The following is an 18,116-nucleotide window of genomic DNA, read 5'->3' as shown; positions in this document are numbered from 1 at the left end:
CCGCGGCCTGGACGCTTGAGTTTCCGCCCATATAGGTGAATGAATTTCACCTATGAAACGCGACGCCCCCAGCTTTTCCGCCCTTAGGATCTTCGCCGTAGCGGCGCAGCGGCAGAGCTTTCGCGATGCGGGCCTGGAGCTGGGCCTGACGCCCTCGGCGGTCAGCCACCAGGTCCGGGCCGTGGAAGCCTGGGTCGGCGCGCCGCTGTTTCTGCGCCAGGTCCGGCAGGTTCGCCTGACGCCGCTCGGCGAGACCCTGAGCGCGCGGTTGTCGCAAGCCTTCTTCGACATCGACACCGCGCTTGGCCAGGCCAAGCGGCAGTCCGTCTCGGCAGGGCTGCGCATCGCGGCGCTGCCGCTGTTCACCAATGTCTGGCTGGTGCCCCGGCTGGCGCGCTTCGAGGCGCTGCATCCGGACCTTTCCCTGTCGATCGACACCGAGGCGCGGGTGGTGGATCTCGAGAAGGGCGAAGCCGATGTCGCCATCCGCAATGTTGCGGCCGTAACCCCCGGCCTGTTCGGCCACAAGCTGCTGGACCTGCGCGCCACGCCCCTTTGCACGCCCGAGATGGCGCAGACCGTGCGGGCGCCACAGGACCTGGCCCGGGCCACCTTGATCGACCTGAGCGTCGGCCGCGCGGGTTGGCCGGAATGGTTTGCGGGGGTCGGTTGCCCGGGCCTGAAGCCGGCCCGCACCCTGACCTTCGACAATGTCCCGTCCGCGATCGACGCCGCAGCGCAAGGGCGCGGCGTGCTCCTGGGCCTGCTGCCGCTGGTGCTCGATGCGCCGAACGCCAGCCGGCTGGTCGCGCCGCTGAAGCATCCCCCGGTGGATGCGGGCGCCTATTTTGTCGTTTGCCGCAAGGCCGATCGCGCCAGCGCCACCGTCCAGGCCTTCATGCACTGGCTGATCGAGGAGATGCAGGCGGATGTCGCCCGGCTGCGACGACTGGAGCGCGAACGGCTGCAGTGATGGGGGGCGGCGCTGGCCCCGCTGATCCTCCTCCTCTGGGGGAGGTGGCCCAGAGGGCCGGAGGGGGCTGCGCGGCGCTGGCCCAGATGGAGCTCCACCCAATTCACGCCGGCGCTCCCCCCTCAGTCGCTCCGCGACAGCTCCCCCGGAAGGGGAGCATCTGACGCCCGACCCTGCGCCCTGGAAAACGGATGAAAAGTTGACCTGCGCCCCATCCGCCGTCAAACACCGTCCCGGACCAGACGGTCGGGCGGTCGCGGTCCTCGCAAGAGGGCCGAGGAAAGTCCGGGCTCCACGGTGACAAGGCGGCGGGTAACGCCCGCCGGGAGCGATCCCAGGGATAGCGCCACAGAAAGCAAACCTCCTCCCTTTCGAGGGCGGGAAGGGTGAAAGGGTGGGGTAAGAGCCCACCGCGGACCTGGCGACAGGGACGGCATGGCAAGCCCCGCCTGGAGCAAGACCGAATAGGGACCCCGCGTCGACCTCGCGTCGACTAGGCCGTCACTGGCTGAGTAGGGTTCGGGTAGGTCGCGAGAACCGTCCAGCAATGGGCGGTCCAGAGGAATGATCGTCGCATTCTCGCCTCTCGGGGCAAGGGTGGCACAGAACCCGGCTTACAGACCGTCTGGTCCGTCTCTCCCCGTCTTGATTGTGGCGGGGAGGGGGCCGACGCCCCCCATCCCCCGTCATCGGACGATTTGACCCTTTGCGGGGCAAGCCTTTGGGCGCCTCCAACACTTAATAGTTCCGTGTATGTTCTGTTGATGGCTTGTGATCACAAGTCACGGGCCCGTGCGACATCTTTGTTTTCGCGGCAAAATGCCCGCTGGTGTCATTGTTTCCCAGTTCATCCCATGTTAACCCAGTTTGGTCGGCAGCGATCGGGTTTCGCCGTCCGACGGGGTCTAAAGGGGTAGGGCGCGGTGTTCCTCTCGACGTTCGAGAAGCAGGTGGACAGCAAGCGGCGCATCGTTGTGCCGCAGGACTTCCGCGCGGCGATCTCGGGCCCCTTCGACGGCGTGGTCTGCTTCCCCTCCATCGAGGCCGATTGCCTGGAAGGTGGCGGAAAAGCCTTGTTTGACCGTTACTTGGGCGTGATCGAGGAGCTGGAATTCGGCGATCCGGTCCGCACGGCGCTGGAGACCAGCGTGCTGGGCGGCATGGCCAGGCTGTCGTTTGATACAGCTGGTCGCATTACGCTTCCCGATCACCTGTGCGAGATGTTCGGTCTGAGTGATTGGGTGACTGTCGTCGGTATGGGTGAGCGTTTTCAGATCTGGTCGCGCGAGGCCTTCCAGGCCCACCGCGCCGCGCAACGTGAACTGGCCCGCGAAGGTCTTGCGGCCATGCGGGTTCAGCAGCGCACCGCAAGGTTGGGTGGCGCATGACCGAGGCCGCTCCCCACATCTCCGTCCTGCTCAACGAGATCGTTGACGCCTTGGCCCCCAAGCCGGGCGAGACGATCATCGACGGCACCTTTGGCGCGGGCGGCTACACCCGCGCCATCCTTGCCACCGGCGCCAGTGTTGTGGGCTTTGACCGCGACCCGACCGTTCAGCGCTTTGCGGAGGGCCTGCCGGCTGACCGCTTCCGTCTGGTGCAGGACCGCTTCTCGCAGATGGCCGAGCATTTCGAGCCGCAGTCGGTCGATGGCGTGGTGCTGGATATCGGCGTCTCGTCCATGCAGCTGGACGAGGCCGAGCGCGGCTTCTCGTTCATGCGCGACGGTCCGCTGGACATGCGGATGAGCGACACCGGTCCGACGGCCGCCGACCTCGTCAACGAGCTGGACCACACCGAGCTGGCCCGCATCCTCTATGTCTATGGTGAGGAGCATGCCTCGCGCCGCATCGCCAGCTTCCTGGTGCGCCGCCGCGAAGAGCGCAAGTTCGAGCGCACCCTGGATCTGGCCCATGTGATCGAGCGCGCCCTGGGCGGCCGCAAGGGCGCCAAGGTGCATCCGGCCACCCGCTCGTTCCAGGGCCTGCGCATCGCGGTCAATGAAGAACTGGCCGAGCTGGAGGCCGCGCTGGCCGCCGCCGAAGTCATCCTCAAGCCAGGCGGTCGGCTGGCGGTGGTCAGCTTCCATTCGCTGGAAGACCGCATCGTCAAAAACTTCCTGGCCGAGCGGGCCGGGCGCACGCCGGGCGGTTCGCGCCACCTGCCGCAGGCGCCGGCCGGTGCGCCGGCCAGCTTCCAGCTGATCGCCAACAAGGCCATCGCGCCGGGCGAGGCCGAGCTGGCGGTCAATCCGCGCGCCCGCTCGTCCAAGCTGCGCGCCGCCATCCGCACGACCGCTCCGATCTGGGTGGATCTGTCGTGAGTGTCTCGGGTCTGTTCAATCGTCGGGTTCGCGGCTTTCGCATTGTCGAAGTCGTCGGTCTGGGCGTTTTGCTGACCCTGGTCACCGGCGTCTATCTGGCCAAGACGGTCGCCGGCCGCGAGCGCAACGAGATCGCCCGCATCGAGCGCGAGATCGAGGACGAGCAGGCTCGCAAGCGCCTGCTTGAGGCCGAGGTCGCCCATCTGGAACAGCCCCGCCGCATCGAGGCCCTGGCCCTGGCCATGGGTCTGCAGTCCGTTGCGGCCTCCCACGAGACGACCGAGGACGCCCTGATCGACGTGGCCCGCAACCGCGCGCCGCCCGCGCCCGTCGAGCTTAACGCCGAGACGGCGGCGCCCGACGCCCTGGCCGCCGATGCGCCCGAGCCGGGGGCGGATGGCGCGCCGATTCTGGAGGGGCCACGATGAGCCTTTCCAACCTGGGTCCGTCCGGCTTTCAGCCCGGCGCCTGGCGCTGGTTGATCGAGCGCGTCTGGCGCCTGGAACACGCCTTCGAGCGCTCGCGCGCCGCCGCCAAGCCCGAAGACGACACCCGCATCCGCATCTTCTTCGTGATGGCCTTTTTTGGCCTGTGCTTCGTGGGCCTGGCCCTGGGGGCAAGCGCTTCGGCCCTGTTCTCCAACGCCGGCAAGGGCGCGGGCTATATGGCCTCGACCGAGGGCGCGCGGGGCGATCTGGTGGACCGCGATGGTCGCCTGCTGGCCGTCGACCTGACCCACTACGCCCTGTACGTCGATCCCAAGGAAGTCTGGGACAAGCCCGAAGCGCGTCGCGCACTCGGCAAGGCCCTGCCCGAAGTGCCCGCCAAGCGCCTGGACAAGGTCGTGTTCGGCGACCGTCGCACCTTTCTGCTGGGCGGCCTGACGCCTGAGCAGAAGGACGCCATCTTCAACCTTGGTTTGCCGGGCATCTCGTTCGAGGAGCAGGGTCGCCGGGTCTATCCGCTGGGCGCCACCGCCGCTCATCTGGTCGGTTTCGTCGACAGCGGCGGCAAGGGTCTGGCCGGGGCCGAGCGGGCTCTGGACAAGCCGATCCGGCAGGCGGCCGGCGGCGGTGGTCCCACCGTCCTGTCGATCGACATCCGCGTGCAGGCCGCCCTGGAAGACGAGTTGCGCAAGGCTGCGCAGGAGTTCCAGCCGCGCGGCGCGGTGGGCCTGGTGACCAATGTCCACACCGGCGAAATCCTGGGCATGGCCAGCTATCCCGACTTCGATCCCAACAAGGCCGGAACCGCCACCGACGACCAGAAGCTGAACCGGGCGGCCGGCGCGGTGTATGAAATGGGCTCGACCTTCAAGGCCTTTACCGTGGCCATCGGCCTGGACACCGGCGTCGCCACCCCGACCTCGACCTTCGACGCTCGCGAGCCCTACAAGCTGGGCTATCGGACGATCCACGACTACCACGCCGCCAAGGCGATCCTGACCCTGGTCGAGGTGTTCAAGCACTCGTCCAACATCGGCACCGCCAAGCTGGCGGTCGGCGTCGGGGCCCAGCGGCTGAGCCAGTATTTCGCCAATCTGGGCCTGACCAAGCCGGCCAAGGTCGAGCTGCTGGAATCGGCCCGCCCCCTGACCCCGCGCAAGTGGGACGAGGACGCAGTCGCCTCCACTTCGTTCGGTCACGGCATGAACATCACGCCCCTGGCCCTGGCCGAGGCCATGGGCCCACTGCTGAACGGCGGCGCCCGTCCGCCCCTGACCATCCGCAAGCTGGCCCAGGGCGTGCGGCCCGAAGGTCCGCGCGTGCTGACCGAGGAAACCTCGCAACAGATGCTGCGGATCATGCGGGCCAATGTCATTCCCGGCGAAGGCGGCAGTGGCGGCAAGGCCGACGTGGCCGGCCTGTCGGTGGGCGGCAAGACCGGCACCGGCGAGAAGTACGACCCCGCCCTCAAGGCCTATAACCACCAGCGTCAGGTCTCGTCCTTCGCGGCGGTGTTCCCGACCGACGGCCCGCTGGAGGCCGACCGCTATTTCGTGCTGATCCTGCTGGACGAACCCAAGGGCAACGCCCGCACCTTCGGTTTCTCGACGGGCGGCTGGGTAGCGGCGCCGGCCGCCGGCAAGGTGATCGAGCGTATCGCCCCGTTCCTGGGCGTGCATCGCAAGCCTCAGATCATGACCGTCTCCAACTCGCAAAACACCAGCCCCGGAACCGGCCTGTGACCAAGACGCTTTCCGACCTTCTCCAGCGCGACCTGCCAGACAACCCGGTGATCACCGGTGTCACGGCCGACAGCCGCAAGGTCGGGCCTGGAACCCTGTTCGCGGCCCTGCCGGGCACGAAAGTCGATGGCGCCAGCTTCGCCCCCGGGGCCATCGCCGCCGGCGCGGCCGCCGTGCTGGGTCCGGTCGGCATGGAGACCTTTTCGGTCCCGACCGTGAAGGTCGAGGATCCGCGCCGCGCCTACGCCCTGGCCTCGGCCGCCTTCTGGGGCGCCCAGCCGGCGACCTGCATCGCCATCACCGGCACCAACGGCAAGACCTCGGTGGCCGGCTTCTGTCGCCAGATCTTCGCGCGACTCGGTCACAAGGCCGCCAGCATGGGAACCCTGGGCGTCGTGGTCAGTGGGCCCGGCGCTGCGGACCAGCAACTGACCCCTCCCGGCCTCACCACTCCCGACGCGGCCGATGTGGCCGAGATGATGGCGCGTCTGGCGCGCGAGGGCGTCACCCACCTGGCGGTCGAGGCCTCCTCGCACGGCGTGGATCAGCGCCGCCTGGACGGGGTGAGCCTGAAGGCCGCCGGCTTCACCAACTTTACCCAGGATCACCTCGACTATCACGGCTCGATGGAGAGCTATCGCGACGCCAAGCTGCGCCTGTTCGACGCCCTGCTGCCGATGGGCGCGACGGCGGTGCTGAACAGCGATAGCGACGCGTTTCCGGTCTTCGCCGCCACGGCGGTGACCTCGGGCCAGAGCGTGTTCTCCGTCGGCGACGAAGGGCAGGGGCTCAAGCTGGTCTCGCGCGCCCTGACCCCGCATGGCCAGACCCTGACGGTCGAGGCGGCGGGCCAGACCTACACCGTTGAGCTGCCGCTGGCCGGCGGGTTCCAGGCCAGCAACGTGCTGGTCGCGGCAGGCCTGTGCATCGCCACCGGCGAGGACGCGGCCGCTGTACTGAAAGCGCTGGAGAGCCTGGAAGGCGCGGCCGGACGGCTGCAGCGCGTGGGTCGCGGCGCCCGGGGCGGCGAGGCCTATGTCGACTATGCCCACACGCCCGATGGTCTGGAGACCGTCCTGGAAGCCCTGCGCCCCCACACGGCCGGCAAGCTGATTGTGGTGTTCGGCGCGGGCGGTGATCGTGATCGGGGCAAAAGGCCCTTGATGGGCGAGATCGCCGCGCGGCTGGCCGATATCGCCATCGTCACCGACGACAATCCGCGTTCGGAAGAGCCCGCCTCGATCCGCGCCGCCATCCTGGCCGCCGCGCCCGGCGCCACCGAGATCGGCGACCGCCGCGCCGCGATCCGCGCCGCCGCCGCCCAGATGGTCGAAGGCGACGTGCTGGTGGTGGCCGGCAAGGGGCACGAGCAGGGCCAGCTGGTGGCCGGCGTCAATCACCCGTTCGACGATGTCACCGAGACCCTCGCCGCGCTGGAGATGGCTGATGTCTGAGCCCCTCTGGACCGCCCAAGAGATCGCCGCCGCGACCGGCGGCAAGGTCACGCAGGACTTCGCCGCGACCGGCGTCTCGATCGACAGCCGCAGCATCGAGCCGGGCGACCTGTTCGTGGCCCTGACCGGCGCGCGCGATGGCCATGAGTTCGTCGTCCAGACCAATGACAAGGGCGCGGCGGGCGCGCTCGTCTCCAAGCCCGTGCCGGTGCCGGCGGTGCTGGTCGAGGACACCTTCCGGGGCCTGGAACGGCTGGGCGAGGCGGCCCGCCTGCGTGCCCCTCAGGCCCGTCGCGGCGCGATCACCGGCTCGGTCGGCAAGACCAGCGTCACCCGCGCCGTCGAGGCCGGCCTGCGCCTGGCCGGCAAGGCCCATGCCTCGGTCAAGTCGTACAACAACCATATCGGCGTTCCCCTGACCCTGGCCCGCATGCCGCGCGACACTGAACGCGCCGTGTTCGAGGTCGGCATGAACCACGCCGACGAGATCGTGCCGCTGTCGCGGATGATCCGTCCGCACGCCGTAGCCATCACCACCGTCGGCCCCGTGCACCTGGAAAACTTCGCTGACGGCGAGGCGGGCGTCGCCCGCGCCAAGGCCGAGATCTTCGCCGGCCTGGAGCCCGAGGGCGTGGCCGTGCTGAACGCCGACAACCCCTGGTTCGATCTGCTGAAGGCCGAGGCCGAGAAGGCCGGCGCGGCCGTCTGGAGCTTCGGCTCGGGCGAGGACGTCACCGCCCGGCTGCTCGACTTCCAGGTCATTGACGACGGCGCGCTGGTCACCGTCGATCTGCGCGGCGAGCTGATCAAGTTCCCGCTTCTGCAGACGGGCGTCCACTGGGGCCCCAACAGCCTGTGCGTGCTGCTGATGCTGGAGGCCCTGGGCGTGGACCGCGACACCGCCTTGCGGGCCCTGGCGACGTTCGAGCCGATCGAGGGGCGCGGCGCCGAGACGATCGTCAAGATCGACGGCGGCGCCTTCACCCTGGTCGACGAGAGCTACAACGCCAATCCGGTCTCGATGCAGGCGGCCCTGACGACGCTGGGCGCGCGCAAGGTTGCGGGCCGGCGGATCACCGTTTTGACCGACATGCTCGAACTGGGCGAGGGCAGCGCCCGGTTTCACGCCGAGCTTGCAGGCCCGCTGGACGCCGCCAACGTCGATCTTGTCTTTCTGGCAGGCGTCCACATGAAATCACTGTGGGAGGCGCTTCCGCCGACTCGGCGGGGCGGCTACGCGGAGGTTACCGAAAAGTTAACGACGGAGCTGGCGGCCGCGATCCGGCCGGGCGACGTGGTGATGGTTAAGGGGTCGAATGGCTCCAGGGCTGGCGTTTTGGCCAAGGCTCTGGCGGCGCTTGATCTTGGGGGACGGGGCTGATGCTGTATTTTCTGTATGAATGGCTGGCGCGCGGCCAAGAGCACGTGCCGCTGCTCAACCTGCTGAAGTACCTGACCTTCAGGACCGGCATGGCCATGCTGACGGCCTATATCGTCGCCGTCGCCATGGGCTCGCGCTTCATCCGCTGGATGAAGGCCCGCCAGGGCAAGGGCCAGCCGATCCGCACCGACGGCATCGCCCGCCACATCACCGAAAAGGCCGGCACGCCCACCATGGGCGGCTTCATGATCCTGGCCGGCCTGTTCGTGGGCGCCATCCTGTGGGCCGACCTGCGCAACGTCCATGTCTGGGTGGTGCTGCTGATCACCGGCAGCTACGGCGTGCTGGGCTTCATGGACGACTACGCCAAGGTCACCAAGCAGACCACGGCCGGTCTCTCCAGCGGCCAGAAGCTGGTCGCCCAGTTCATCGTGGCCATCGCCGCCACCGTGCTGCTGATCCTGTTTGCGCCCAAGGAAGACATGGCGCCGGGCATGGAAACCAGCCTGGTCTTCCCGTTCTTCAAGACGCTGGTGATCAATCTGGGCTGGTTCTACGTGGCCTTTGCCGCCGTCACCATCGCCGGCTTCTCCAACGCCGTGAACCTGACCGACGGCTTGGACGGCCTGGCCATCGTGCCGGTGATGATCGCGGCGGCGACCTTCGGCCTGATCACCTACCTCGTGGGCAACTACAAGTTCGCCGACTATCTGAACCTGCACTTCGCGCCGGGCGTCGGCGAGCTGGCGGTGCTGTGCGGCGCGATCATCGGCGGGGGCATGGGCTTCCTCTGGTACAACGCGCCCCCCGCCAAGATCTTCATGGGCGACACCGGATCCCTGGCCTTGGGCGGCGCCCTGGGCGCGATCGCCGTGTGCTCCAAGCACGAGCTGGTGCTGGGCATTGTCGGTGGTTTGTTCGTGGCCGAGGCGCTCAGCGTCATCATCCAGGTCGGCTACTTCAAGAAGACCGGCAAGCGGGTCTTCTTGATGGCCCCGATCCACCACCATTTCGAAAAGCTGGGCTGGCCTGAATCCACCGTCGTGATCCGCTTCTGGATCGTGGCGATGATGCTGTCCTTCGTCGGCCTCGCCACCCTGAAGCTGAGATAGGGAGCCAGATCATGATCCCCGTCCGTGGTTTCGAGGGCAAGACCGTCGCGGTGTTCGGCCTGGGCCGCACCGGCCTGACGGCCGCGCGCGCCCTCGTGGCCGGCGGGGCCAATGTGGCGGTGTGGGACGAGAACCCCGCCAGCCAGGACGCCGCCATGGCCGAGGGCTTCAAGGTCGTCGACCTGCGCTCGGCTGACTGGAGCCTGTTCTCGGCCCTGATGCTGTCGCCCGGCGTGCCCCTGACCCATCCCCAGCCGCACTGGACGGTGAAGATGGCCCGCGACGCCGGGGTCGAGATCGTCGGCGACATCGAGCTATTCGCCCGCACGGTCAATGCCGCCCCGCCGCACAAGCGCCCCAAGATCATCGCCATCACCGGCACCAACGGCAAATCCACCACCACGGCCCTGATCGGCCACCTGTGCGCCTCGGCCGGCCGCGACACTCGCGTGGGCGGCAATATCGGGACCGGCGTGCTGGGCCTGGAAGACATGCACGGCGGCGCGGTCTACGTGCTGGAACTCTCCTCATACCAGTTGGACCTGACCAGCAGCCTCAAGGCCGACGCCACGGTGCTGCTCAACATCTCGCCCGACCACCTGGACCGTCACGGCGGCATGGACGGCTATATCGCCGCCAAGCGCCGGATCTTCCTCAACCAGGGCAAGGGCGACACCGCCATCATCGGCGTCGATGATCCGTGGTGCCAGCAGATCTGCACCGAGATCACCGCCGCCAACCGCCGCACCATCTGGCCGATCAGCGCCGGCAAGGCCATGGGCCGGGGCGTCTACGCCCTGCAGGGCGTGCTGTATGACGCCACCGGCGACCGGGTCACCGAGATGGCCGACCTGCTGCGCGCCCGCAGCCTGCCGGGCCGCCACAACTGGCAGAACGCCTGCGCCGCCTACGCCGCCGCCACCGCCATCGGCATCCCGGCCCATGACGTGGTCGAGGGCCTGATGACCTTCCCGGGTTTGGCCCACCGCATGGAGACCGTCGGCAAGATCGGCCGCGTGCGCTTCGTCAACGACAGCAAGGCCACCAACGCCGACGCCGCCCGCCAGGCGATGAGCAGCTATCCCAAGTTCTACTGGATCGCCGGCGGCGTGCCCAAGGCCGGCGGCATCAGCGAGCTGACCGACCTCTTCCCGCGCGTCGCCAAGGCCTATCTGATCGGCGACGCGGCCGAAGACTTCGCCGCCACGCTGGAGGGCAAGGCCCCGGTGCGGCTGTGCGGCTCGATCGAGGTCGCCACGGCGGCGGCGTTTTCGGACGCCATGGACAGCGGCGAGGACGCCATCGTCCTGCTGTCGCCGGCCTGCGCGTCGTTCGACCAGTTCGCGGACTTTGAGGCCCGCGGCGAGGCGTTCCGCGCGGCGGTCGAGGGGCTGGGGAAGATCGGGGTTAAGGCGGCGCGGGGGTAGGTGGCTTTCGGCCTATTCTTCTAGCGGCAAAGCTATTATCTGCACCTTGAGACTTTCAATAAGTTCTTTCTTTCGAGCGATCATCTCGGACAAGGACTCGTTCAGTTTGGCAATGACTTGGCCGGTCAAATTGAAGCCACCGTTGGCCGGCGCGGGAACGAGTTCGATCAAGCGGCGAATTCTCGGAAGAATGATCCGCATCTTTGCGTCGAGTGGAGCTGCGGGGATGAGCGCATCTATCGCTGCAGCCAATTCAGGAAAACGTCGCTGATAGTACAGTGCGTCATGCCACCCATCGACCATGACTGGTTGACCAGCTTCTAGCCCTACTGCCACCGATTCTACGTCAGCAACGACGTCGGAGACGACGTTGCAAAAATCTTCGAGACTATCTACGTCAGCTTGAATTTGGTTTCGTTTTTCTATCCTCAAGGCCAGTGACGCAGCCTTATTTGCGCGAACTGTTTCTAGGTAGAAAAGGCCTAGAGCAGATAGTAGCGCGACAATCGATATCAGGCCCTGATTGTCTTCAACTCTTTGACAGGCGACCATCGTCGCGCCGGCGACGGCTGGGCCGCAGACTTCCTTGCCGATAGCGGCCCCAAATATGACGCAAGAGATAAACGCGATAAGAAGCGCGGATGCACAGCACAGGCGTTCGTCATGTTTTGTCATGAAGTAGCTATTTTACACGTCTGAAGATTTAGCATCATGTTCCTAAAAAGTGACATTGCTATCCGCCAACGCGGGTGCAGCCCGTCCTAAAACCCTTGGTGGAATTGGAGCTCTGGCTGACGGCCTCGTCAAGGACGACGCTCTCGCGTCGCCGCGAGGCGGCGGCCCCGCAGGGGCCGTCCTTGACGAGGCCGTCAGCCAGAGCAAGCTCGCCTCCAAGGATTTCAGGGCGCGGCCTGGCCGCTTTGGCCGGCCACGTGGCACAAGAACTGGGAAGTAGCTTCCCACTTTAATTTCCGTTTCCCCGTTCCCACAAACCCAAGCGACATAAGAAAATGGGCCGCCAGTTTTACTGCCGCCGGCCTTGGAGCTGGGAACGACATTCGTCAGACGAATGTATCCTCGTCACGCTGACATGCCTCGCTGAAAGGGCTCAATTTGTCGGATAAGAAAGTCGTCATCTTCGCCGCGTTCACCATCCCGATAGAACCGGGCGATCTCGAATGGATCGGAACGCTGTCCGTTCTGTGGTCTCAGGTTGAGTATTGCGTCGAAGCGGCTCTCTACAACGTACAGGGCCTTACGTTTACGGAGGGGCGTAAGACAACGCTGCCTCGCGACATCAGCGCTCGGGCTAAGAGGCTCTCCACGCTGGTTATTGACGTATGCCAACCAGACGACCGAGACGCGTTCACATCTCTTTGCGAGCGCGTGATCGAGGTTGCCCCACTGAGGAACTTGGCGATCCACGGTCATTGGTGCCGACTGCGCGACCATGACAACGCACCGGCAGCCGTCTCGTGGTTCAAGGTCCCGATAGAAGAACGCATCACTCAACTACTTCCAGCCGAACTACCGAAAATAGCCGCCGAAGTCGGCGCGATTTCGAGAAGCCTCTATGAACTCTTGGAGCGTCGCGGCGCTTTCACCTATGCGGAGGAATAGGGCTTACTCAACGCGCTCGCGGGACGGACCGCGTATCTCAACAAGTCCGCGCCTGGATGCGGCGCCCACCGTGGAAGACTCGAGGTTTCTCCGGCCGGCGGCGAAACCTCTCACCCTCCCACCGCCTGCGGCGGCGGGCCCCTCCCTCTCTCTATGAGAGAGGGTTGCAGGCAGGGTTCCTAAACCCGCCTAACCCCCACAATCGCCACCGGCGGATTGATCATCTGACCCTTCATGCTCGGGTTCTGCGGCACGCCGTCCGTCTTCGAGGCCAGGATCTTGCGCACCACGTCCATGCCCTTGACCACCGTGCCGAAGGCCGCGAAGCCCTGGTTATCACCGGCCGCGCCGGGCTTGGCGTCGAGATAGGCCATCGGGCTGGCGCAGATGAAGAAGTCGGCCGTGGCGCTGCCCGGCTCGTTGCGGGCCATCGAGATCGTCCCGGCCTTGTGGCGGATGCCCGTCATCCGCGTGCTCTCATGGGCGATGGGCGCGAAGCGGCGGGTGCGGATCGACGGGCCGGCCTGGATCGAGCCGTTGGCCGGCGCGCCCCGGGCCCGCGAGGCGCGATAGAAGCTGCCGCCGTCGAACTTCTTCTTGTCGACATAGCGCAGGAAGTTGGCGCTCGTGATCGGCGCCTTCTTGTCTTCCAGTTCCACCACGATCACGCCCAGCGCGGTCTCGATCGCCACCCGGGGCTTGGCGCTCTGGGCGTGCGCCGACAGGGGGGTGACCAGCAACAGTCCGGCCCCGACCAGCAGGCTTCGGCGGGCGATCCAGGCGTCTTTCATCGTCATCCTCGGGCGGCAAACAGCGGCCTCACCCTTAGCGCGCCGCCGCCGGCCCATCCACACCCCAAAAGTCCGCCGCCTTTCGCCGCATATCCCCGGCCGGGAAGCGCTGCAGCAATGTTCCATTAACCCTGCGCGCCGACTCTCCGGACATGTCGACCCAGACCACCCACGCCTTCGCCAGAACCGACCGCACCGCGATCGGCATCTGGTGGTGGACGACCGACCGCTGGCTGCTGGGCGCCACGGCGATCCTGGTCACCCTGGGCGTGCTGCTGTCGTTCGCCTCCAGCCCAGCGGCGGCCCAGCGGATCGGCATCGACGACCAGTTCCATTTCGCCCTGCGCATGTGCGTCTTCGCCAGCGCCTCGGCGGTGATCCTGCTTGGGACCTCGATGCTGTCGCCCAAGGGCGTGCGGCGCACGGCCTTCTTCGTCTATGTGGCGGCCATCGCGGTGATGATCGCCTTGCCGTTCATCGGCCACAACGCCAAGGGCGCCACCCGGTGGGTGCAGTTCGCCGGCTTCACCCTGCAGCCGTCCGAGTTCATGAAGCCGGCCCTGATCGTGCTGGTCTCGTGGATGTTCGCCGAGGGCCAGAAGGGCGAGGGGGTGCCGGGGGTGTCGATCGCCTTCCTGCTGTACGCCATCGCCGTGGGCCTGCTGCTGATCCAGCCCGATGTGGGCCAGACCGTGTTGATCACCGTGGCCTTCGGGGCCGCCTTCTGGATGGCCGGGGTGCCGATCAGCTGGATCATGGGCCTGGGCGGGGTCGCGGTGGCGGGACTGTTCTCGACCTATTTCCTGTTCGACCACGTGCATGCCCGGGTGCAGAAGTTCCTCAGCCCCGACCAGGCCGACACCCACCAGATCACCCGCGCCGCCGAGGCCATCAACGCCGGCGGCCTGTTCGGACGCGGCCCGGGCGAGGGCGTCATGAAGCGCCACGTGCCCGACCTGCACACCGACTTCATCTATTCGGTCGCCGCCGAGGAATATGGCCTGGTGTTCTCCCTGTCGCTGATCGGCCTGTTCGCCTTCGTGGTGGTGCGCGGCATGATGAAGGCCATGAAGCTGAACGACACCTTCGAGCAGGTCGCCGCCGCCGGTTTGTTCGTGTTGGTGGGCCAGCAGGCGATGATCAATATCGCGGTGAACTTGAACATGATCCCGACCAAGGGCATGACGCTTCCGTTCATCAGCTACGGGGGATCGTCGATGCTTGCGATGGGACTGACTTTGGGCCTGGCCCTGGCCCTGCTGCGCAAGCGTCCGGGCGCCTATGGCCCCTCCGGCGAGTTTACCCAGGGCGGCGCGTTCAACTGACATGAGCAAGCTTGTTGTCGTCGCCGCCGGGGGTACCGGCGGTCACATGTTCCCCGCCCAGGCCCTGGCTGAAACCCTCGGCGCCCGTGGCTGGCGCGTGGTGCTGGCCACCGATGATCGCGGCGCGATCTATGCCGACAAGTTCCCGGCCGAAGAGCGTCTGGCCCTGTCGGCCGCCACGGCCAAGGCCGGCGACCCGATCGGCATGCTCAAGGCCGGCTTCGTGGTCGCCCAGGGCGTGCTGCAGGCGAGATCCGCCTTCAAGCGCCTGGACCCGGCCGTGGTGGTGGGTTTCGGCGGCTATCCCGCGCTTCCCGCCTTGCTCGGCGCCCTGACCCAGGGCCGCCCCACGGTGATCCACGAGCAGAACGCGGTGCTGGGCCGGGTCAACCGCTTCCTGGCGCCCCGCGTCAATGAAGTGGCCTGCGCCTTCCCGATCCTGGAAAAGGCCAGTCCCGCCGTAAAGGCCCGCGCCCACGTCGTCGGCAACCCCGTGCGTCCGCCGGTGCGCGCCCTGTTCGACGTGCCTTATCTGCCGCCGGAAGTGCAGTTGCGCATCCTGGTCACCGGCGGCAGCCAGGGCGCCCGCCTGCTGTCGGAACTGATCCCCGAGGCCATCGCCAAGCTGCCCGAAGAGATGCGCGGCCGCCTGAAGGTCTTCCAGCAGGCCCGGGCCGAGAGCCTGGAACACGCCCGCAAGGTCTATCGCAACGCCATGGTCGACTGCGAGGTCGCGCCGTTCTTCCGCGACATGGCCGGCTATCTGCGCCAGTCGCACCTGGTGATCGGCCGCTCGGGCGCCTCGACCTGCACCGAACTGGCCGTCGCCGGCCGGCCCTCGATCCTGGTGCCCCTGAAGATCGCCGCCGACGACCACCAGCGCTTCAACGCCCGCCTGCTCGAGGAAGCCGGCGGCGCCGCCGTGTGCTTCGAGGACGAGCTGACCGTCGACGCCATGGCCGGCGCCCTCAACGCCCTGCTCAAGAACCCCGAGCGCCTGGCGCGGATGTCGGACGGCGCGCGGTCAGTGGCCAAGCCGGACGCGGCCGAGGCGCTGGCCGATCTGGTGGAGCGGACGGCGCGCGCCTGACGCACTCGAAAGTTGCAATTTGTTCTCGTTGCCCTAGGTTGAAGCCGGCTGGGCGACAGGGGGCGGCATGTGCGACTGGGACGCTGTACCGTTCGAGTATTTCGCAACGCGGGTTGTCCACTTTCGGGACTTCGACGGCGAAGAGCGGGATTTGCCGATCCGCTTCGAACTGGCTCACACCGTCGAGCCTGCGCCCTACTGCGACACCTGCGAGACGCACTGGGCGAGGGCGTCCTTCACCTTCCTGGGTCAACAGCACAGCCTGCGCGGTATCGGCGAAGATCACATCGTGGCGCTGTCCCGCGCCATGCGCCTGAGTGGCGTGGTGCTGATGCGCGCCGCCAAGGAGCGTGGCGTGCCGCTCTACGAATACACGCCGGGCGACACCAAGGCGCCCACCGACCTGTTCAAATGACCGAGCCGCGCCGCTCTTGCCCTCTCCAAAATCACACCGCAATGCCCAGACGCTGAAATCCCGCGTGCTTCCGACACGGTTCTGGGTCTAGTCTTCAAAAAAAATGCGCGGGGGAACAATCATGAAGAAGGCCATAGGCGCTCTTGTCGTCGTCGGAGCCTGTGTCGTCGGCCTGGCGGCCTGCGACAAGGTCGGTTCAAAAACGGGGGCGGGCGCCAAGACGGCGGTCGTCGACACCGAATTTCCCGAGCGGGTCTATTGGGGCGACACCCACCTGCACACCAGCAATTCGGTCGACGCCTTCGGCTTTGGCGTGCGTCTGGGCTCGGAGGAGGCGCTCCGGTTCGCGCGCGGCGAAGAGGTGACCTCGACCGGCGGCCTGAAGGCCAAGCTGGCCCGGCCGCTGGACTTTCTGGTCATCGCCGACCATTCCGATGGCCTGGGCTTCACCCGCAAGATCTATGAGACGCCGGGCTTCCTGCTGCGCAATCCGCTGTTTCGCCGCTGGCATGACCTGATGCATGAGGGCCCTGAGGGCTCGATGAAGGCGACGGGCGAACTGATCGACGCCGCCGCCAGCGGCTCGCTGCCGGCCAACATCAGTGATCCCAAGCGCTCGGCCAAGACGACCCGCTCGATCTGGAACGACCACGTCTCGATCGTCGAGCGCTACAACGACCCCGGCAAGTTCAGCGCCTTCATGGGCTTCGAATACACCCTGATGCCCAAGGGCGACAATCTGCACCGCGTGGTGATGTTCCGCGATGGCAAGGCCGAGGCCTCCAAGGTGGTGCCCTATTCGTCCCTGGTCGGCACCTCGGCCGAGATGCTGTGGGACTATATGGACGGCTACGAGAAGACCACCGGCGGCAAGGCCCTGGCCATTCCGCACAATTCCAATGTCTCCAACGGCCTGATGTTCGAGCTGACCGGTCCTGACGGCGGCCCGATGTCGGCCGACTATGCCCGCCGCCGCGCGGCCCGTGAGCCGCTGGTCGAGGTGACCCAGATCAAGGGCGACAGCGAGTCTCACCCCTTCCTGTCGCCGAACGACGAGTTCGCCAGCTTCGGCGATGCGGGCTGGGACCTGGGCAACCTGCCCATGTCGTCCAAGAAGACGCCTGACATGTTCGCCGGCGAATATGTCCGCGAGGCCCTCAAGCGCGGCCTGGCGATCGAGGCCAAGACCGGGGTCAATCCCTACAAGATGGGCATGATCGGCTCGACCGACTCCCACACCGCCCTGGCGACGGCCGACGAGGACAACTTCTTCGGCAAGCATTCGGCCGTTGAGCCGCGCGCGGGCCGGGCGATGGAACCGCAGAACCTGGGCACGCGCGAGGGGCGCAGCGGCTATCATTATCTGGCGGGCGGCTATGCCGCCGTCTGGGCCAAGGCCAATACCCGCGCGGCCATCTTCGATGCGATGATGCGGCGCGAGGTCTATGCCTCGACCGGTCCGCGCATGCAGGTGCGGGTGTTCGGCGGCTGGGACTTCACCGCCAATGACCTGAAGACCAACTGGGTCAAGGCCGGCTATGCCCGGGGCGTGCCGATGGGCGGCGACCTCAAGGCCGGGGCCGGCAAGGCGCCGGTGTTCATCGTCTCGGCCCTCAAGGACCCGATCGGGGCCAATCTGGATCGCGTCCAGATGGTCAAGGGCTGGGTCGACAAGGCCGGCGTCACCCACGAGCAGATCTATGACGTGGTCTGGAGCGACCCGGCCCGCCGGGCGATGACGGGCGGCAAGGTCCCTCCGGTTGGCGACACCGTCGATCTGGCCACCGCCACCTATGCCAACACCATCGGCGCGCCGGAGCTGACCACGGTGTGGACCGACCCCGATTTCGACCCGACCCTGAAGGCCTTCTACTATGTGCGGGTGATGGAGATCCCGACCCCGCGCTGGGTGGCCTATGACGCCGTGCGCTACAAGGTGAAGATGGGCCCGGAGGTGCGGATGAAGGACCAGGAGCGGGCCTACACCTCGCCGATCTGGTACACGCCCAAGGCCTGA

At 67.0% G+C, this 18,116-nt stretch carries 16 protein-coding genes and 1 other RNA gene; 15 read left to right on the top strand and 2 right to left on the bottom strand.

Translation table 11 applies throughout. From position 1 onward, the window contains the following. The first annotated feature begins 52 nt into the window (after positions 1–52). The 10 genes from ACW17Z_RS05345 (at position 53) to murD (ending at position 10,858) form a co-directional block, all read left to right on the top strand. Positions 53–973: a LysR substrate-binding domain-containing protein gene (locus ACW17Z_RS05345; protein WP_492057889.1), complete on the top strand. Its 921-nt coding sequence runs from the start codon at positions 53–55 to the stop codon at positions 971–973. Positions 974–1,211: 238 nt separating this feature from the next. Next, an RNA gene (rnpB, locus tag ACW17Z_RS05340) (RNase P RNA component class A) lies at positions 1,212–1,606 on the top strand. A 290-nt stretch (positions 1,607–1,896) separates the two neighbouring features. Beyond that, positions 1,897–2,361 carry a division/cell wall cluster transcriptional repressor MraZ gene (locus tag ACW17Z_RS05335; protein WP_419317791.1) on the top strand — a complete coding sequence of 155 codons (465 nt, stop codon included), beginning with the start codon at positions 1,897–1,899 and terminating at the stop codon, positions 2,359–2,361. Beyond that, complete coding sequence (rsmH, locus tag ACW17Z_RS05330) at positions 2,358–3,296, top strand: 16S rRNA (cytosine(1402)-N(4))-methyltransferase RsmH (protein WP_492057888.1); 939 nt, start codon at positions 2,358–2,360, stop codon at positions 3,294–3,296. The genes ACW17Z_RS05335 and rsmH overlap by 4 nt, the downstream gene beginning before the upstream one ends. After that, complete coding sequence (ftsL, locus tag ACW17Z_RS05325) at positions 3,293–3,724, top strand: cell division protein FtsL (protein WP_492057887.1); 432 nt, start codon at positions 3,293–3,295, stop codon at positions 3,722–3,724. The genes rsmH and ftsL overlap by 4 nt, the downstream gene beginning before the upstream one ends. After that, positions 3,721–5,484 carry a peptidoglycan D,D-transpeptidase FtsI family protein gene (locus ACW17Z_RS05320; protein ID WP_492057886.1) on the top strand — a complete coding sequence of 588 codons (1,764 nt, stop codon included), beginning with the start codon at positions 3,721–3,723 and terminating at the stop codon, positions 5,482–5,484. Before ftsL ends, ACW17Z_RS05320 begins: the two co-directional genes overlap by 4 nt. Next, positions 5,481–6,938, top strand: coding sequence for a UDP-N-acetylmuramoyl-L-alanyl-D-glutamate--2,6-diaminopimelate ligase (locus ACW17Z_RS05315; RefSeq protein ID WP_492057885.1), 1,458 nt, complete (start codon positions 5,481–5,483; stop codon positions 6,936–6,938). Before ACW17Z_RS05320 ends, ACW17Z_RS05315 begins: the two co-directional genes overlap by 4 nt. Beyond that, positions 6,931–8,319 (top strand): UDP-N-acetylmuramoyl-tripeptide--D-alanyl-D-alanine ligase, encoded by a 1,389-nt coding sequence (locus ACW17Z_RS05310; protein ID WP_492057884.1) that lies wholly within the window; start codon positions 6,931–6,933, stop codon positions 8,317–8,319. Before ACW17Z_RS05315 ends, ACW17Z_RS05310 begins: the two co-directional genes overlap by 8 nt. Beyond that, positions 8,319–9,431 carry a phospho-N-acetylmuramoyl-pentapeptide-transferase gene (gene mraY / locus ACW17Z_RS05305; RefSeq protein ID WP_492057883.1) on the top strand — a complete coding sequence of 371 codons (1,113 nt, stop codon included), beginning with the start codon at positions 8,319–8,321 and terminating at the stop codon, positions 9,429–9,431. The genes ACW17Z_RS05310 and mraY overlap by 1 nt, the downstream gene beginning before the upstream one ends. A gap of 11 nt (positions 9,432–9,442) precedes the next feature. Then, positions 9,443–10,858 (top strand): UDP-N-acetylmuramoyl-L-alanine--D-glutamate ligase, encoded by a 1,416-nt coding sequence (murD, locus tag ACW17Z_RS05300; RefSeq protein ID WP_492057882.1) that lies wholly within the window; start codon positions 9,443–9,445, stop codon positions 10,856–10,858. A gap of 12 nt (positions 10,859–10,870) precedes the next feature. On the opposite strand, the gene ACW17Z_RS05295 is transcribed toward murD, so the two are convergent. Beyond that, entirely contained in the window at positions 10,871–11,533 is a 663-nt protein-coding gene (locus ACW17Z_RS05295) for a hypothetical protein (protein ID WP_492057880.1), read from the bottom strand. 438 nt (positions 11,534–11,971) lie between these two features. Between ACW17Z_RS05295 and ACW17Z_RS05290 the strand changes: the two genes are divergently transcribed. Then, on the top strand, positions 11,972–12,478 hold the full coding sequence (locus tag ACW17Z_RS05290) for a hypothetical protein (protein WP_492057879.1): 507 nt from the start codon (positions 11,972–11,974) through the stop codon (positions 12,476–12,478). A gap of 179 nt (positions 12,479–12,657) precedes the next feature. Here ACW17Z_RS05290 and ACW17Z_RS05285 read toward each other — a convergent pair whose 3' ends face one another. Continuing rightward, positions 12,658–13,269: a peptidylprolyl isomerase gene (locus ACW17Z_RS05285; protein WP_492057877.1), complete on the bottom strand. Its 612-nt coding sequence runs from the start codon at positions 13,267–13,269 to the stop codon at positions 12,658–12,660. 152 nt (positions 13,270–13,421) lie between these two features. Here ACW17Z_RS05285 and ftsW point away from each other — a divergent pair, with 152 nt between their 5' ends. The 4 genes from ftsW (at position 13,422) to ACW17Z_RS05265 (ending at position 18,116) form a co-directional block, all read left to right on the top strand. Beyond that, entirely contained in the window at positions 13,422–14,594 is a 1,173-nt protein-coding gene (ftsW, locus tag ACW17Z_RS05280) for a putative lipid II flippase FtsW (protein ID WP_419255877.1), read from the top strand. Position 14,595: 1 nt separating this feature from the next. After that, positions 14,596–15,684: an undecaprenyldiphospho-muramoylpentapeptide beta-N-acetylglucosaminyltransferase gene (gene murG / locus ACW17Z_RS05275; protein WP_492057875.1), complete on the top strand. Its 1,089-nt coding sequence runs from the start codon at positions 14,596–14,598 to the stop codon at positions 15,682–15,684. Between the two features lie 67 nt (positions 15,685–15,751). After that, positions 15,752–16,099, top strand: a complete 348-nt coding sequence (locus ACW17Z_RS05270) for a hypothetical protein (protein WP_492057873.1) — start codon at positions 15,752–15,754, stop codon at positions 16,097–16,099. Between the two features lie 121 nt (positions 16,100–16,220). Beyond that, positions 16,221–18,116, top strand: coding sequence for a DUF3604 domain-containing protein (locus tag ACW17Z_RS05265; protein ID WP_492057871.1), 1,896 nt, complete (start codon positions 16,221–16,223; stop codon positions 18,114–18,116).

The organism is Caulobacter sp. GSs2 (genome assembly GCF_058680895.1).
This window is presented reverse-complemented; position numbering and strand designations above follow the sequence as displayed.

Bases quoted from the DNA above. Each gene is read 5' to 3' on its own strand.
- ACW17Z_RS05270 (WP_492057873.1), top strand. From the start codon at position 15,752: ATGTGCGACTGGGACGCTGTACCGTTCGAGTATTTCGCAACGCGGGTT.
- ACW17Z_RS05295 (WP_492057880.1), bottom strand. From the start codon at position 11,533: ATGACAAAACATGACGAACGCCTGTGCTGTGCATCCGCGCTTCTTATC.
- murD (WP_492057882.1), top strand. From the start codon at position 9,443: ATGATCCCCGTCCGTGGTTTCGAGGGCAAGACCGTCGCGGTGTTCGGC.
- ACW17Z_RS05265 (WP_492057871.1), top strand. From the start codon at position 16,221: ATGAAGAAGGCCATAGGCGCTCTTGTCGTCGTCGGAGCCTGTGTCGTC.
- ACW17Z_RS05310 (WP_492057884.1), top strand. From the start codon at position 6,931: ATGTCTGAGCCCCTCTGGACCGCCCAAGAGATCGCCGCCGCGACCGGC.
- murG (WP_492057875.1), top strand. From the start codon at position 14,596: ATGAGCAAGCTTGTTGTCGTCGCCGCCGGGGGTACCGGCGGTCACATG.
- ACW17Z_RS05320 (WP_492057886.1), top strand. From the start codon at position 3,721: ATGAGCCTTTCCAACCTGGGTCCGTCCGGCTTTCAGCCCGGCGCCTGG.
- rsmH (WP_492057888.1), top strand. From the start codon at position 2,358: ATGACCGAGGCCGCTCCCCACATCTCCGTCCTGCTCAACGAGATCGTT.
- ACW17Z_RS05345 (WP_492057889.1), top strand. From the start codon at position 53: ATGAAACGCGACGCCCCCAGCTTTTCCGCCCTTAGGATCTTCGCCGTA.
- mraY (WP_492057883.1), top strand. From the start codon at position 8,319: ATGCTGTATTTTCTGTATGAATGGCTGGCGCGCGGCCAAGAGCACGTG.
- ftsW (WP_419255877.1), top strand. From the start codon at position 13,422: ATGTCGACCCAGACCACCCACGCCTTCGCCAGAACCGACCGCACCGCG.
- ACW17Z_RS05285 (WP_492057877.1), bottom strand. From the start codon at position 13,269: ATGAAAGACGCCTGGATCGCCCGCCGAAGCCTGCTGGTCGGGGCCGGA.